17 protein-coding genes and 3 tRNA genes are annotated in these 16,040 nt (G+C 35.2%); 2 read left to right on the forward strand and 18 right to left on the reverse strand.

Features of this window, described 5'->3' with window-relative positions; all coding sequences use genetic code 11:
- Window positions 1–22: 22 nt before the first annotated feature.
- The 15 genes from QNH69_RS00250 to QNH69_RS00320 form a co-directional block, all read right to left on the reverse strand.
- On the reverse strand, window positions 23–508 hold the full coding sequence (locus tag QNH69_RS00250; RefSeq protein WP_282928650.1) for a hypothetical protein: 486 nt from the start codon (window positions 506–508) through the stop codon (window positions 23–25).
- 110 nt (window positions 509–618) lie between these two features.
- Window positions 619–840, reverse strand: a complete 222-nt coding sequence (locus tag QNH69_RS00255) for a DUF2922 domain-containing protein (RefSeq protein ID WP_282928651.1) — start codon at window positions 838–840, stop codon at window positions 619–621.
- A gap of 11 nt (window positions 841–851) precedes the next feature.
- Complete coding sequence (locus QNH69_RS00260) at window positions 852–1,037, reverse strand: hypothetical protein (protein ID WP_282928652.1); 186 nt, start codon at window positions 1,035–1,037, stop codon at window positions 852–854.
- A 295-nt stretch (window positions 1,038–1,332) separates the two neighbouring features.
- A complete protein-coding gene (locus QNH69_RS00265; protein WP_282928653.1) occupies window positions 1,333–2,334 on the reverse strand; it encodes an NAD(P)-dependent oxidoreductase in 1,002 nt (333 codons plus the stop codon).
- Between the two features lie 8 nt (window positions 2,335–2,342).
- Window positions 2,343–2,945, reverse strand: a complete 603-nt coding sequence (locus QNH69_RS00270) for a DJ-1 family glyoxalase III (RefSeq protein WP_282928654.1) — start codon at window positions 2,943–2,945, stop codon at window positions 2,343–2,345.
- Between the two features lie 178 nt (window positions 2,946–3,123).
- Window positions 3,124–4,218, reverse strand: coding sequence for a Glu/Leu/Phe/Val dehydrogenase dimerization domain-containing protein (locus QNH69_RS00275; protein ID WP_282928655.1), 1,095 nt, complete (start codon window positions 4,216–4,218; stop codon window positions 3,124–3,126).
- 46 nt (window positions 4,219–4,264) lie between these two features.
- Complete coding sequence (locus QNH69_RS00280) at window positions 4,265–5,395, reverse strand: 2-oxoacid:acceptor oxidoreductase family protein (RefSeq protein ID WP_282928656.1); 1,131 nt, start codon at window positions 5,393–5,395, stop codon at window positions 4,265–4,267.
- A gap of 4 nt (window positions 5,396–5,399) precedes the next feature.
- Window positions 5,400–6,146, reverse strand: a complete 747-nt coding sequence (locus QNH69_RS00285) for a thiamine pyrophosphate-dependent enzyme (protein WP_282928657.1) — start codon at window positions 6,144–6,146, stop codon at window positions 5,400–5,402.
- Window positions 6,146–7,207, reverse strand: a complete 1,062-nt coding sequence (vorB, locus tag QNH69_RS00290) for a 3-methyl-2-oxobutanoate dehydrogenase subunit VorB (protein ID WP_282928658.1) — start codon at window positions 7,205–7,207, stop codon at window positions 6,146–6,148. The genes QNH69_RS00285 and vorB overlap by 1 nt, the downstream gene beginning before the upstream one ends.
- Before the next feature lie 9 nt (window positions 7,208–7,216).
- Window positions 7,217–7,450: a 4Fe-4S dicluster domain-containing protein gene (locus QNH69_RS00295; RefSeq protein WP_073997362.1), complete on the reverse strand. Its 234-nt coding sequence runs from the start codon at window positions 7,448–7,450 to the stop codon at window positions 7,217–7,219.
- A gap of 9 nt (window positions 7,451–7,459) precedes the next feature.
- A complete protein-coding gene (locus QNH69_RS00300) occupies window positions 7,460–8,143 on the reverse strand; it encodes an ATP-binding protein (RefSeq protein ID WP_282928659.1) in 684 nt (227 codons plus the stop codon).
- 639 nt (window positions 8,144–8,782) lie between these two features.
- Window positions 8,783–9,466: a DUF6873 family GME fold protein gene (locus QNH69_RS00305; RefSeq protein WP_282928660.1), complete on the reverse strand. Its 684-nt coding sequence runs from the start codon at window positions 9,464–9,466 to the stop codon at window positions 8,783–8,785.
- 41 nt (window positions 9,467–9,507) lie between these two features.
- Window positions 9,508–9,581: transfer RNA gene (locus QNH69_RS00310), tRNA-Cys, on the reverse strand.
- An 85-nt stretch (window positions 9,582–9,666) separates the two neighbouring features.
- Window positions 9,667–9,741, reverse strand: a tRNA-Gly gene (locus QNH69_RS00315).
- Window positions 9,742–10,098: 357 nt separating this feature from the next.
- Window positions 10,099–10,174, reverse strand: a tRNA-Phe gene (locus QNH69_RS00320).
- Window positions 10,175–10,372: 198 nt separating this feature from the next.
- Here QNH69_RS00320 and QNH69_RS00325 point away from each other — a divergent pair.
- Together QNH69_RS00325 and fetB are read left to right on the forward strand one after the other, a co-directional pair.
- On the forward strand, window positions 10,373–10,945 hold the full coding sequence (locus tag QNH69_RS00325; RefSeq protein WP_282930175.1) for an ABC transporter ATP-binding protein: 573 nt from the start codon (window positions 10,373–10,375) through the stop codon (window positions 10,943–10,945).
- Complete coding sequence (fetB, locus tag QNH69_RS00330) at window positions 10,938–11,726, forward strand: iron export ABC transporter permease subunit FetB (RefSeq protein WP_282928661.1); 789 nt, start codon at window positions 10,938–10,940, stop codon at window positions 11,724–11,726. Before QNH69_RS00325 ends, fetB begins: the two co-directional genes overlap by 8 nt.
- Before the next feature lie 170 nt (window positions 11,727–11,896).
- Here fetB and QNH69_RS00335 read toward each other — a convergent pair whose 3' ends face one another.
- From QNH69_RS00335 to QNH69_RS00345, 3 genes are read right to left on the reverse strand one after another with little or no spacing between them, the layout of a single operon-like run.
- Complete coding sequence (locus tag QNH69_RS00335) at window positions 11,897–13,792, reverse strand: ABC transporter ATP-binding protein (RefSeq protein WP_282928662.1); 1,896 nt, start codon at window positions 13,790–13,792, stop codon at window positions 11,897–11,899.
- The gene (locus tag QNH69_RS00340) at window positions 13,782–15,545 is read right to left on the reverse strand and encodes an ABC transporter ATP-binding protein (RefSeq protein WP_282928663.1); all 1,764 of its coding nucleotides are present in this window, start codon (window positions 15,543–15,545) and stop codon (window positions 13,782–13,784) included. The genes QNH69_RS00335 and QNH69_RS00340 overlap by 11 nt, the downstream gene beginning before the upstream one ends.
- Window positions 15,542–15,985, reverse strand: coding sequence for a MarR family winged helix-turn-helix transcriptional regulator (locus QNH69_RS00345; protein WP_282928664.1), 444 nt, complete (start codon window positions 15,983–15,985; stop codon window positions 15,542–15,544). The genes QNH69_RS00340 and QNH69_RS00345 overlap by 4 nt, the downstream gene beginning before the upstream one ends.
- Window positions 15,986–16,040: the final 55 nt, after the last annotated feature.

The raw sequence follows: 16,040 nt of genomic DNA on the forward strand, positions 1-16,040 counted from the left end.
TGCTAGCCTAAATGAAAAGCTTTTAGTATCTTATCAAATGAGTATATGCTTGTGGTATACGTGGCGGATTTACTTGTAATTTCTCCCCAGTCAAGGAGTAAATCAAATCAGCTGCTTGTAATTTTAGTTCGTGAGATTCTATCAAAAGATTGACCAATTTTTCTTCTTTGCCCTTGATAGTTTTTGGATATTTTTCTAGTATTTCTTCAATAGATTTTACACTTATGTCATTTCTATTAAAAGATTCTTTAAGTTCTGTTATATAGGCTGCTTCTTTTTGAGTTTCTTTTTTGTCTTTAGTTTTGTCTTCACTTGGCAAAACATCTTTTTCTTTGCTGTCAGATTTTTCAAGACCCGTAAGCTCACTAATTTGATCCATTTGCTCATGAAGTTGATTTAATAGCTTAAGAGCTTCTGTCTCTGAGGCAAAAGAAGTAGATGGGCTTAATATTGCTAGAGATATGGCACAAGTTCCTACTAGTTTTACTGTATTTTTAAAGTTTTTCATAAATTTCCCGCTCCTTAAAATTATATAGATTTCTATTAAAATATTACCCAATATAGTAGCTTTGAAACTTAGAAAGCAAAAAAGACCCCAACATTGGGGTCTTTATATATCTAGGCTATATCTATATCTTCTTTATTGACTGTTTCGATTTGCGCCTTAGTTTTTGCAGCAATTGGACCGTTTTTGGTCACTAGTACTTTTGAATTTACAATCTTATCCATGGCAGTTTTCACTTCTTCATTTGCGTATTCTTCCTTTGGATAATCTATTGTAAAAGATTTGGCATTTGCTAGGTCGTCTTTGAAATATAATTTTAATTTTCTACTTGTCATCTATGTCCTCCTTATAGTCTTTCTTCCTTGATGAGATAAGCTTCATGTTCATTGCCGCCATTTAAACTAGCAAAGGCTTGGGCAAAGACTCTTAGTTGTTCACTTGTGGCTTCTTTATTAATCTTTGAAAATGTCTTTGATACTTTTCTATCAGTATTATCAGCATCTGTTACTTTAAATCTGATTTGTAATTTCATTTCTTCCTCCTAATTTTTTTTGTAAGTTGCCTTACACTTGTATATAGAATTTATAGGAGAAAATTCCCGACTTATTTTAATTTTTGATAAAAAAATCTGACCCTAAAATATGCTCTTTGATTAAAGCATAAAATGGTCAGATTTTAATTATTCAAGTATAAGCAATCTTTATATTATTTTTCTTTAAGAAGCTACTTTAGCTACAGCCTTGCATCTACAATCACTTTTTGTGGGCCTATTGGTAAAAGAAAGAACTGTATAAGGCTTAAATAGTTAATATTCTTTGCTATCATGCCTATTTTTGTGTATTAGCCCAGGCCAATGTTTCCTTTAGTACTGCTTCTGTGTCTTCTTCTCTTACCCTAAGTTCATCAAAAGCCACGTCTGTTGGTAGTCTAAATTCCATAGAGTTTGCCCTTAGCATATTTACTTGGCGAATGCCGTGTTCGACGCCCTTTTTATCTGTAAGTTCTTGATCTTCTTTGTAGGCTTCTTCCAATTCTTCAAAGCTCATAACTTGAAGCTTTGTTTTCTCTTCTTGACCTAGTTCTTCTACAATCTTTTTGTAGAAGTCTTCATATGAAATATATCCCGTTGCAAGTGGATAGGTCCTCCTATGTTGGCCATTTTCTAGGGCAGATATGGCAGCTTGTCCTACTTGGTCAGCTGTAACTGTTGCAGCTCCACCAGAAGTTACAGGCATAAAGTCTTGGCCACGGAGCATATCGACAAACATTGACCATAGAGGAATCTTGCCTTCCATTGTTCCAAATATATATGGCAGTCTTAGGACAGAAACATTCATTGATCCTTCGCCACCATACATGGCAAGCTTTTCTTGTAGAAGTCTTGTTTCTACATAAGGTTCCTTGTGGTAGTTGTACTCGCGAAGTTCTGCATTATTTTCGCCAAACTCAGCTGTATAGGAACCAAATACAACGAAGTTTTTGACTCCAGCTTCTTTAGCAAGACGGGCAAGTCTTTGAGTTGGCAAGACGTTTTTTTCGTAGAAAAACTTACGAGCTGGTTTTTCAGGTACTATCCTCTCATCGACGCCACCAGCATAAACAAAACCATCACAATCTTTTAACATGGCAATGATTTCTTGATCAGAAAGATTGAAAAAGTTTGTGATGATAAATTCAACCTTATCTTCTTCTTTAAATTTCAAATTCTCTGGAAGTTCAACTATATCAACTGTTTTTACGCTATAGCCTCTGTTTACTGCTTCTTTGACGGTATGGTAGCCCAGAAATCCAGCTCCACCTAGGATAAAAATCTTATTTAATTGTTCCATAAATCCTCCTAATTATTGTTAATATAATCATAGCTTATATCATAATAAGCTTCCACAGCTTCTTGTTGGGTGCCCTTTTTTAGTTCTTCTACAGCTTTTTTGCCTTTTAAAATCTCAACTAGTCTCATAGCTAGATATACTGTAGTTGCCGCACCCCTACTAGTTGTAATATTGCCATCAGTCACTACTATTTGATCATCAATATAAGCCCCAACATTATCAATATCTTCCTTCATACTTGGAAAAGATGTTGCTTTTTTATCTGCCAAAACTCCTGCACGATTTAAAACTATAGGACCAGCACATATTGCAGCTATTACTTTGTTCTTTTGATCAAATTCTTTGATAATATCAATTACACGATTGTCATGACGCAAGGTTTCTGCACCCTTTGTGCCACCTGGTACATATAAACCTAGGTAATCATCTATATTGATATCAGAAATGTGCTTATCAGCGCTTATTTTTATATTAGATTTTGTGGTAACCGTTAGATCATCCATCACAGAAACAGTGTCGACATCAACGCCTGCCCTGCGTAAGTAGTCGATGACTGTTAGTCCTTCCACATCTTCAAAACCATCAGCAAGAAAAACAATAAATTTATCCATAAGAATCCTTTCCTTTATTTTACATTCTTTTAGAATATATACCCCTTTTGAAATGAAGCTATATATCATAGCAAGAACTTTATTATCCTAACGACTTTCTTAATAATCGTCTGCATTGATAGTAAAAGAGCCCTTGCACTGATGCAAGGACCCTCTTACTAACGATAATACTTATTTTCTATCTTTTTATAGAAGATTTAGATTCTTTTTCGAATATTCCCTTTGTTTTTTCTATGTCTTCTATCCTTCTTTCTGCAAGTCTATTTGCAGCTACATTTGTAGGAATATCTTCATTTTTGGAAATTTCAAATACTTTTAGGATTTGATCGCCAATTTTGTCTATTTTCTTGTTGGCTCTTTCTCTATTAAAACCCCCGTATAGTTCATCGTGGCAATGAATTACTCCACCTGCGTTTACTATGAAGTCTGGAGCATAGAGAATACCCTTATCTTTTAACATTTGACCATGGCGTTCTTCTTTAAGTTGATTGTTGGCAGAACCACATATTATGTTAAATTTCATCAAATCGATTGTTTGATCATTTACTGTGGCACCAAGGGCACACGGACAATATATATCCCCTTGCCAATCCCACATTTTGTCAGGATCGACTATAGCAAATCCTTCTTTTTTAGCCTTTTCAATCAGTTCTTGGTTGATGTCGCATACGGATACATCAGCGCCTTCTTCTTTCAAAAATTTAGCTATTTCGCTACCTACATGGCCAAAACCTTGGATTAGTATTTTCTTATCTTTTAGTAAGTCATCGCCGTATTTTTCTTTGGCTGAAGCCTTCATAGACATATATACTCCACGGGCTGTGGATGGTGATGGGTTGCCACTAGTGCCTGGCTTCATTGTTGTTCCAAGTACATAGTTTGTTTCCTGGTATACAAAGTCCATATCTTCTTCGCTTGATCCTACGTCTTCAGCTGTGATATATCTGCCTTCAAGAGAATCTATATATCGACCAAGAGATCTGAGCATAGCTTCTGATTTTGGATGTTCCTTATCCACCATTACAACTGTTTTGGCACCACCTGCCCAAATACCACAAGCGGCATTTTTGTAGGTCATGCCACGAGCTAGTCTCATGGCATCTTCAATGGCATCCTCTTCTGAGTCGTATTCCCAAATTCTCATTCCACCAATAGCTGGACCTAGAACTGTGTTGTGTATGCAGGTAACTGCACGCAAGCCTGTTTGTACGTCATTCATGAATATTAGTTGTTCAAAATCATGCTCTTGCATTTTTTCAAATATATTTGCCATAGTACACTCTTCTCTCTTTTTATTAAATTGTCGCTGTTTTATATCCTTAAAAAGCTGAATATGATTGGTCAGCCCACCATTGTTCTTGGTGTAATTTTGTGTGTTCGTCAAATTGATCAAAGTGCATTTTTTCCCATTTAATCAACTCAGTATACAATTTCTTTGATTTTTCTTCTTCTACTCTTTCACTTGCTTTCTTGTAAAAATCTAGTTCGTTATATTCTATATACAAAGCATTCTTAAGGGCAGATATTATTAGTTCACCTTCAAAGTCATCAGCCTTTGAGTCTTCAAATATAGCTGTTGTTTGGTAAGCATCATAATTTTGTTCTAGATTATCACTGCCTTCTTCTAAAGAAGCTAGCAAGTCTTTAATATAGCTTACATGCTCTTCTTCTTGGATAGCTATAGATTCAAATATTGCCTTGTAATCTCCATCTAGTTTTTCGTTAAGTGATTTGTAATAATCAATAGCATTTTGTTCAAATTCCAATGCATATCTTGCAGTTGTGATTGGATCATCGAATATAGACTCATCATATTTAAACTTTGCTTCAAACTCCTTGTTTGCAGCAAGGGCAAATGATTTTGGTGTTTTTCTATATTGATCTTTTTGATTATTATTGCCAGTTTCATTATTTTTAATTAAATTCATTCCTTCATCTAGGGCCTTTTGGTTTGCTGGAATCAAGTGTTTTTTCTTATCTCCAAAAACTTTTGTGAAAGCTTCGATGATTGAATCTAGTTTTAGTAAGTTGGTAACTTCAAGAAAAGAACCAAGCATTACCATATTTGCCATTTTTATATTGCCAAGTTCTTGGGCTTTACCACTTACAGGAACTTCGTAGATATTGATTTTGTCGTTTTCATAACCTTTTGTATCAATTAGTGAAGTGTTGATAAATAGATTGCCACCTTCTGATACCTTATCTTTAAATTTGTCAAAAGAAGGTTGGTTCATAACTATCATATCAGTAGCAATATCAACGTTTGGAGCTCCAACTGGATCATCTGATATTACTACAGAACAGTTTGCTGAGCCACCTCTCATTTCTGGACCATAGGATGGATACCAAGAAACTTCCTTGCCTTCTACCATACCTGCATAGGTTATCATTTGACCCATTGCAAGTACACCTTGACCACCAAATCCTGCACATAAAATACGTCTTTGCATACTATTACTCCTTTATTCTTCCTAATGGATAGTAAGGGATCATGTTGTCATCAACCCATTTCATGGCTTCTACTGGTGTCATACCCCAGTTGGTAGAACATGTTGAAAGTACTTCAACTATTCCAAATCCCTTGCCTTCTATTTGATATTCAAAGCATTTTTTTATGGCTGCCTTTGCTTTTCTAATTCCTGCTGGAGAGTTTACTGCAACTCTTTCTACAAATTTTGCTCCGTCGATTGTAGCAAGCATTTCTGAAACTTTTATAGGTTTACCTGACCAAGCTTCATAACGGCCTTTTGGAGATGTTGTTGTAACTTGGCCTACTAGTGTTGTAGGTGCCATTTGTCCACCAGTCATACCGTATATAGCGTTGTTGATAAATATTACTGATATATTTTCGCCCCTGTGAGCTGCATGGACTATTTCGTTGGTACCGATTGATGCTAGGTCTCCATCACCTTGGTATGTAAATACAAATTTATCTGGTTCTACTCTCTTGATGCCTGTAGCAAGCGCTGGTGCTCTACCATGATCTGCTAGAGTCATATCGAAATTCCAATATGCTGTAGATGGAGCTGCACAACCTACTGGAGCAACACCAACAGTTTTACCATCAACACCAAGTTCTACAAGGCATTCAGCTACTAGTTTGTGAACTATGCCGTGTGTACATCCTGGGCAAAAGTGAAGGGGTGTATCTGTTAATGCAGTTGATTTTTCATAAACCACTTTTTCTTTTACTTCAGTCATTATTTGCCTCCCAATATTTCCATTGCTTTAACTACTATTTCATTTGCAGTAGGGATCATGCCACCAAGCCTATTATAGAAGTGAATATTTGCTTTTCCTTCTGCCGCTATTTTTACATCTTCTATCATTTGACCATTGTTTAATTCTACAACTAGTATATCTTCACATGGTAAGTTTTTGTAAGAATCAAATGGGAATGGCCATACTGATATTGGTCTAACAAGTCCAACCTTGTAGCCATTTTCTCTTAAGATGTGGATGGCTGTCTTTACAATCCTAGCTGTTGATCCATAAGCTGTCAAAACAAGGTCGCAGTCTTCGATACCATCTGTTTCTACTACAACTTCTTTTTCCATAACTTCTAGGTATTTTTCGTATCTTTTTCTGTTTATCTTTTCAAGTTCTGGAGTTGATAGTTCTAGAGATGTTAAGACATTTCTATGTCCTCTTTGGCCACTATTACCATCTGTAACCCAAGGCTTATTAGCTTTGTTTAAAACTTCTTCATTAGGCTCTGGGAATTCTACTGGTTCCATCATTTGGCCAAGCATACCATCTGCCATTATGAAAGCTGGCATTCTCCACTCATCAGCTTTGTCAAAGGCCTTGATAGTGTAGTCAACAAGTTCTTGGACATTGCTTGGAGCATAGGCTAATACTCTATAGTCACCATTTCCACCGCCTCTAGTTGTTTGGAAGTAGTCTGTTTGAGAAGGTTGGATTGAACCAAGTCCTGGGCCACCACGCATCATATTTACGATAACCATTGGCAAATCAGATCCTGCTGCAGAAGATATACCTTCTTGCATTAGTGATATACCAGGTCCTGAAGATGATGTCATTGTCCTATGTCCTGCAGCTGCTGCTCCATAAAGCATATAGATAGAAGCAACTTCACTTTCAGCTTGAAGGAAAACTCCTCCTACTTCTGGCAATTTTCTAGCAAAATATTCTGGAACTTCTGATTGTGGTGTGATTGGGTAACCAAAATAACTTCTACAACCAGCTCTAATTGCAGCTTCTGCTAATGCTTCATTGCCTTTCATTAAAACTTTTGTCATAGTTTCCTCCTATACTAATTTATAAACTGAAATAACTGAGTCAGGGCAAGTTATAGCACAGTTTCCACAAGCTATACAATCATCAGCTCTTACAGCGCTTGATGGTGAATAACCCTTTGCATTGATAGTATTTAGGTCAAGCTCTAATACATTTTTAGGGCATACACTAACACAAAGACCGCAGCCTTTGCATAGATCTTTTTCTATTACTACCTTTCCTAGTCTTTTTTTTGTTTCTGTCATATTTCCTCCTTAGCTCATCCAATCTGATCTGAAGTACAAATCGATAGGAAATAATTTATCTTTAACTTCATTAGAAACATCCGGATCAGATCTCATAGCCTCCGCTAGATCTCTTTTACATACATTGTATCTAAATTCTATGCCAACTCTTTCAGAAACTTCTTTAACAATGGAATATCCCTTAAGAACATCTTCCATTGATGTGTCCTTCAACATATGAGTATTATTTATCAGTGTATTTGCCTTTATACCACCCATCCCTTCTATTTGATTCATATAAGCTATAATAGCATCTGGATTGCTAGTTTCTGGTCTATTGGTATTAATTACAAAAATATTGTCAGTATCTACTAAATATGGACTATAGGTGCGAAGAATCAAGGCTCCTTTTGGATCTCCTCCAACATCCAAGATTGCCTGGTAATCCTTGTTTTGGATAGGCTTTAGGATACTTGCATCCAAGGCTGGCACGTCCAAAACATCTTGGTGGCCCCTGGATGATGAATAAACCTCTATACCTTGATCAGCCAAAAAGTCCGTCTTCTCACGCGACCTAAAATACATATTGATAATATCCAAATCGCAGATAGCAACATTTTTGTATTGCTCTTTCAAATAAAGAGCGTAGTTAATGGAAAATTCAGTCTTGCCACTACCAAAATGGCCAAAAACGATATGAATTCTATTTTCCACTTATAACTCCTTTTTAAATATTGGAATCAACTATTTTTATCTTTAAGTATAAGCAATTATAGTGAAAACGTTATTTATATACTCAAAAAAAATAAGTCAATGAATTTTATATAAGATACAAATAATCACAATAATTAAGTTTAATAATGCAAGCTTACAAGTATTAAGATATTTACCGGTAAATTTTATATGTACTCTCTTTAATGATTTTAATCACCAAGATTAGATTTATTAAGTATTTATAAGCCCTAGATATCCTACTAGTAATCTATAGCATGCTAAGCAAAATATTCTTAAAGATATTCATAGAAAAATAGTTCAAATTCCTTTTAGCTCTTCTCCACTTTCTAATATTTGTGTAGAAATTGATAAAATATATAGGTAAACATACAAACGTTTTTATATATCTTATCAATAATATAATAACACTTTAGATAATAATTTACAATAATTAGTGAATAAAAGATAAAAAAAATACAAAGTTACATATTCCTATGAAAGTTCAGCAAAGGTCATAAGACCAATGTTTTTAGAACTTTAAATGGATAATGTGAAGAATAAATTATTAATAATAAGATGAATTATTCCAATAAAACCGCATAAACAATTAAAATAGCATACTTAATTAAAAGCTAATAACTAGCAATCAGTAAGGTAAATAATTGAACCAAGGTCTACTAGGGGCAAATCTGCATACATGAGTTTTATATTAGATTTCATAGCTTCATTTTTTATAATCTCATAATTAGGAGAATTTTCTATATTCCCATTAAAAATCAAAGTATCTCCTATTAGGCCGCAAGTCCCGCCAATAAAACCATTTGCAAAACCATCTAGGGGAATGTGCTCTTCTTTTAGTAAAATTACATTAATCTGATTTTTTAGTGACTTATAAATCCCATAGTCAGAAGTAAGAATCTTTTCTCCCATAGGAATGATAGAACACCTACTATAGCCTTGCTTAGTGTAAAAATGGGTATAAGAATTACTTTTCATATAAGCTTTTATATTGGATTCTGTTATATCATTATGGATATAAAAGTTGGCATATTGGTAAATATTATAGATAGAGTCATTAGGATAAGAGTAAGAAACTTCATCGCCATCTATTATGTTTTTAAATTTGATATGTTTTTTGTAATAAGAACTCACGTTTTTATCAATAACAAGATTATTATCATCCAAGGCAAAGATAGATAAGTCAGGATGATCAGCTATGCGTGAATCAAGGTTAGGGTTATCAATAGTTTCTATAAAAGAAAAATTATTATCGCAAAGAAACTTTTTAAATTCTTCTGATGACTTGTGAGAAATGATAAGCATAAAAACTCCTAACAAAAAAAGCTCTCAAAATGAGAGCAAATTGGAGGCGCCACCCAGATTTGAACTGGGGGTAAAGGTGTTGCAGACCTCTGCCTTACCACTTGGCTATGGCGCCAAAATGAGCCCGTCCGGCTAAAGAAGGACCCTCCATGGAATGGTCGTGCATGGCACGAAAAAAGCCCTTTTGGGCTTTTCTTATATGGAGCGGATGACGAGATTCGAACTCGCGACCCTCGCCTTGGCAAGGCGATGCTCTACCACTGAGCCACATCCGCATGAATTAGGTTACTAATATATTATACCATAATATGTTTTGTTTTTCAAATATTTTTTTGTTCTATTCGCTTCGCTCCTGCGGCCACTCCATGGAGGGTGCTCTCAGGACGCCGGACAGGCGTGCTTTTGGTCCTCGGCTTCGCCTGCGGTTGTTCCGCGTCTATAGGACGCGGGTGCTCCCGGGAAGCCGCACGGGCTTGTTATGGTCCTCGGCTTCGCCTGCGGTAGTTTCGCGTCTGTAGGACGCGAGGCCTCCCAGGAAGCCGGCCAGGCTTGCTTTGGTCCTCGACTTCGCCTGCGGTTATTCCGTGCCTGTTGGGCACGGGCCCTCTCAGGACGCCGGGCAGGCGTGCTGTTGGTGCCCAGAGGCGGAATCGAACCACCGACACGAGGATTTTCAGTCCTCTGCTCTACCGACTGAGCTATCTGGGCTTATTTACAATTACTTTACCTATTTTAAACTTAATTTTAATATTTGTCAAATATTTATTTCTTTTCTATGCATATTGTCTTTTATTAAATTTTGCTATAAACTATAATATAGTTATCAAAATTATTTTAGAAAGGAATTTTTATGTTTAATTTCATAATGTCGAGTTTGAAGACATTTTAGATATTGATGATCTTACTATTAATAGCAATGAAATTACTTGCATTATCGGGCCTAGTGGGTCTGGCAAGTCTACTTTATTAAGACTTATCAATAAGCTTATTTCTCCTACCAAGGGATATATTTCTCTTGATGGTGAGGATATTGCAAGTATTGATTCTACTACATATCGCAGGCGTGTACCTATGCTTTCTCAGAATCCTGTGACTTTTCCTGGCACTGTTAGAGATAATCTATTGATGGGAAGGAAGTTTCAAGAAAAAGATTTGCTTTCTGATGAGATTTTAAATAAAGCTTTAGAGTCTGTAAAGCTTTATAAATCACTAGGAGAAGATATTGATAATCTTTCTGGTGGCGAGGCCCAAAGGCTTGCTATAGCCAGACTTATGCTTTGCGATTCTGATATTTATCTCCTCGATGAGCCTTCATCTGCCCTTGATGATTTGACTGAAGATTTCGTTATTAAGACCATGGTAGATATGGCTAGAGAAAAGAACAAAACTATTATCTACATTACTCATTCCAATGCGATGGCAGATAAGTATTCTGACAGAGTAATTAAGATTGTAGATGGGAGAATATGTAATGAATGAATCAGTTATGAATATTTCAAATAGCCAGCTTATGCTAACCTATCTTTTTGCTCTAATTGCTATGCTAATCACATCATTTAATGGCATCAATCGCAACAAGGACATAGTCGTTGGCGCTGTCAGGATGACCGTTCAACTCTTTATAGCTGGTTTCATCCTTGTTTACATATTTGACAGTGCATCTTTCATCCTTTCTGCACTGATGATTGCTGTTATGGAGTTTTTTGCAATTTTTAATATTGTTACCAATAAGAAAGGCAAATTAAATAGCGTCCTTAAAAAGACTCTAATTCTCGCCCAAGTTATTGGAACTGTTTTTACCCTAGCATTTTTCCTTATAATAGTTGTAAGGCCAGATCCAATCTACAATCCCCAATATCTAATACCTCTTGGAGGTATGATTATTGGTAATTCTATGACTGGTATAAACCTTGCCCTAAACCAAATGCTAAAGTCCATTGAAAACAATAGATCTACCATAGAAGGATCATTGATGCTTGGTGCAAGCCCTAGAATGGCTATGAACAAGATTATCCAAAACGCCTTTGATACAGCCATCACGCCAACCCTCAATTCTATCAAAAATATGGGGATTATCTCCCTACCTGGTATGATGACAGGTCAAATCCTTGGAGGGGTTTCCCCACTTATAGCTATCAGATACCAAATAGCGATTATGACAGCCATAATGAGTTCAGTTGCCATCTGTGTCTTCATATTTTTGCACTTAGGATACAAAAATTTCTTCAATGACCAAAAACAATTAGTAAAAGCCCAATAAAAAAGCACCTGACCTGGTGCCTTTTTTATGTAAGTCATAGGGTAGCGAAATGTCTTGTCCTTACATTATCTATATATCCTAAATAATCCCTGATTAGTAAAATTATAGTAAAAGTTTTTTAAAATATATGTAAAAACCACTTTCCCGTATTTGGAAAAGTGGTTTTTTGCTTAGTCTAATTCTAAGGCTCCAGTGTAAAGTTGGTAGTAGGTTCCGTGTTTTTCCATAAGTTCTTGGTGGTTACCACGTTCTATTATCCTACCATCATCCATTACCATTATAACATCAGCATTTTGGATTGTTGAAAGTCTATGGGCTATAACTATAGAAGTTGACCCATCCATTAGCTTATCCATTGCCTTTGTTACCTTGATTTCTGTTGAAGTATCTATAGAGCTTGTCGCCTCATCAAGTATTAGCATAGGTGGGTTAGCCACTGCTGCTCTTGATATTGATATAAGTTGGTTTTGTCCATCTGAAAGTGATGAACCATCTCCATGGATTTCTGTTTGATATCCGTCTGGAAGTCTTTTTATAAAAGAGTTTGCGCCAGCTAGTTTTGCTGCATCTTTGACTTCTTCCTCACTTGCAGAAAGTTTGCCATACTTGATATTTTCTTCTACTGATTCAGTAAATAAGTTTACATCTTGAAGTACCATACCAAAGGCCTTTCTTAGGTGGTCTTTTTTGATATCTCTTGTATCTATACCATCAATTTTGATAGATCCACTATCAATTTCATAAAATCTTGTGATTACATTGGTAACAGTAGTCTTACCAGCTCCTGTCGCTCCAACTAGGGCAATCTTTTCACCTGGATTTGCATAAAATGTAACATCTTTTAATATTTTATCTGAATCATCATAAGAAAAGTCAACGTGTTCAAAGTCTATGCGACCCTCTAGCTCCTTATATACTTCCTTGCCATTTTCATCTGTCCATTTCCAGGAATAGCATCTTTCCCCAAGCTTGCAAGGCATTGGATTTCCATTTTCATCAATCCTAACATTAGCAAGTTCTATATAACCACTGTCTTTTTCAATTGGCATATCTATAATTTCAAAGATACGGCTAGCTCCTGCCATAGCAGAAAATACTGCATTTGCTTGTTGGGAAATATTTGCAATTGGATTTTGCAAACTCCTAGCATTGGTCAAAAATGTGGCTAGAACACCGACCGTGAGATTGCCATTTATAGTCATAATAACTCCAAAAATTGCTAGTATTGCATACATTATATTTATTGAGTTTACCAAAAATGGCATCATACGTCCTGCATTCACCATGGCTTCAGCCATAGTTGATCGCAAATTTTCGCTTTTTTCTTCAAATTTTTCTATAGTGTCACTCTCTTTGTTAAAAACTTTTATTACTTTTTGGCCTGAAAGCATCTCTTCGTCAAAACCGTGCAAGATTGATACATTTTTCTGCGCTTCTTTAAAGAGCTTGCCAGTCTTTTTCACTATGTTTTTTAGGATTAAAATCATTACTACTAAACCTATTAGCATTACTAGAGTAAGTTCCCATGATAAACCTATCATAACTATGAATGTTCCTACAAGCATCAACAATGACCTTACTAAGGTTGGTAGTGTTGATGATAGGGATTGAGAAAGTGTGTCAGTATCGTTGGTAAATCTTGACATGATTTGACCGTGTTGGTTTGTATCAAAAAAGTTTATTGGCATTTGTTGGATTTTTGTAAATAGGTCATTTCTTATGTTTCTAATTGATCTTTCACCTATTCTAATCATTAGCCTAGTATAAACAAATGTAGTGATTATAGAAGTTAGGTAAATCAATCCCATCTTTATTACTCCAGACTTTAGCCCTGATATATCTGATTTTAGGATGTAATTATCTATGATTGGTTGAAGCATGGATATGCCCCACACTTGGGTTAAAGAAGATATTACAACACATATAAGTACAATTATTAGTTGCCACTTTTGTTTAAAAAGATAGGAGAAAAGTTCTTTTATGGCATGTGAATCTACGTTACGACTATGCTTGTTATCAGATATTTGAATTTCTTCAGTTTTTACACCATCTTTCTTATCTGTCATCATCCCCTCCTTTGTTTTGTATGTCGTAGGTTGTCCTATACATTTCATTTCTTTGGTAGAGTTCTTCGCCTGTACCAATGTCAGCAATTTCTCCATCGCCTAAGATGACAATTCTATCAGCATTTTCAAATGATGATAGCCTTTGAGATATGATTATTTGAGTCATATCCTTATCTAATTTATTAAATCCGTCTAAAAGTTTTGCTTCAGTCTTGGTATCTACTGCTGATGTTGAGTTATCTAAGATTAAGATTTTTGGTTTCTTTAGTAAAGACCTTGCTATAGTAAGTCTTTGTTTTTGGCCACCAGATACTCCAGATCCACCTTGGCCAAGTTCTGAATCGTATCCATCATTTCTTTCACTTACAAATTCGTCTGCTTGAGCGAGTTTTGCCATTGCTATTATTTCAGCATCAGATGCATCCTCATCGCCCCATCTGAGGTTGTCTATAATCTTACCAGAAAATAAAGTGTTTTTCTGTAATACTATAGATACTCCATCTCTAAGAGTTGTAAGGTCATAATCTTTTATATCGTGTCCGCCGACTTTTAAACTTCCTTCTGTTATATCATAAAGTCTTGGAATAAGTTGTACAAGGGTGGATTTTGATGAACCAGTTGGTCCAAGTATACCGATTACTTCTCCGGACTTGATATGAAGGTCTATATTCTTTAGTTGATAATTATCGCTATCCAAATCGTATTTGAAGCTTACATTATCAAAATCAATCGATCCATCTTCTAAGTCTAGACCATCTATCTTATCGTCATTATCCATAGAAATTTCTCGTGTCAAAACTTCTTTAACCCTAGTAACTGATGGAGAAGAAGCCATAAGCATAGTTAGTACCATTGATAGGCCTATAAGGCTTCCAAGAAGCATCATAGCATACATATTAAAACTAACAAGGTCTCCAACACCCATATTTCCAGCTATGATTTCATTGCCACCAAACCAAGCTATTGCAATAAATGTCGCATATAATATAGCATTTGCTGTTGGAAATACATAACTTATTGTTCCTTGGGATCCATCTGATAGCCTAAACATTTCCTCATTGGCCATAGAAAATTTATCTATCTCATATTTCTTTCTGACAAAGGCTTTAACAACCCTCATATTATTAAGATTTTCTTCAATAATAAGATTCAATTTATCATATTGTTTACGAGTTTGTCTAAATTTTGGAATAGCCGATGACGTTATTGTCAATAAAATCAATAATAAGATTGGCATAAGTATCAAAAATATTATTGAAAGCTTCCTACTAGTCTTAAAAGCTAGGAAAAAAGCAACTACAGCCATTACAAGAGTTTTTATAATAAATCTTGTTGTCATAAATGTCGATTGGGCCAAAGCCTGCATGTCACTGGTTAACCTTGTCAGTAGTGACGGTACTCCAAAATACTCAAAGTCTTCAAAAGAATAATCTTGAATCTTCCTAAATTGTTCCTTCCTAACATTATCTGTAAGTCCTGTTGATGTAATACCAGCATTTTTTGAAGCCTGAGTTCCAGTAAACATTGACAAAAGTGAAATCACAATTATAAGTCCACCGTATTTTAAAGCCTGGCTTGTGTCTTTTTGATAAATTACTTCATTTAAGATAATGCCCATAATAGCAGGAATCAAAAGTTCAAATATTGTTTCTAGCACAGTCATAAGCATGGAAATGCTTCTATTTTTCTTATACTGATTTAAGTATTGCTTTAAGTATGAAAAAGCGTGGTTAAATTCTTTTAAGCTATTCATATATCCTCCCCCTTCATAATATTTTCTAAAACATCAATTATTTGATTGAGATCATCTTTAATCGAATTTATTTTTTCTTCACCTAATTGATCATAAATTTCTTTGTTGGATGCCTTAAGTGAATCATTTATTTTCTTTACTTCTTTTGCACCTTTTTCTGTAAGGACTAGGGTTTTGACTCTCTTATCTTCCTTAGATGCTTGCATATAAAGAAAGTCATTTTCTTTTAAATTCAGTATTATAGAGTTTATTGTTTGCTTGGGCATTTGGAGTTTATTTACCAAGTCTTTTTGGGTAAGATTTTCTATCTTATCTATATGAAATAGGATGATAGACTCCAAATTATTTAAGCCAAAACTCTCAACTCTCTGTTTATTTAGTCCATTTAGTTTTCTTAACATTGAAAATATAATAAAAATTTCATATGATTTATCGTCCAATTTCAGACCTCCTTTTAGACATAAATATAATATAGTCTATAAATGGACTTTGTCA

This window comes from Anaerococcus sp. Marseille-Q7828 (assembly GCF_949769285.1).
Lineage (GTDB): Bacteria > Bacillota > Clostridia > Tissierellales > Peptoniphilaceae > Anaerococcus.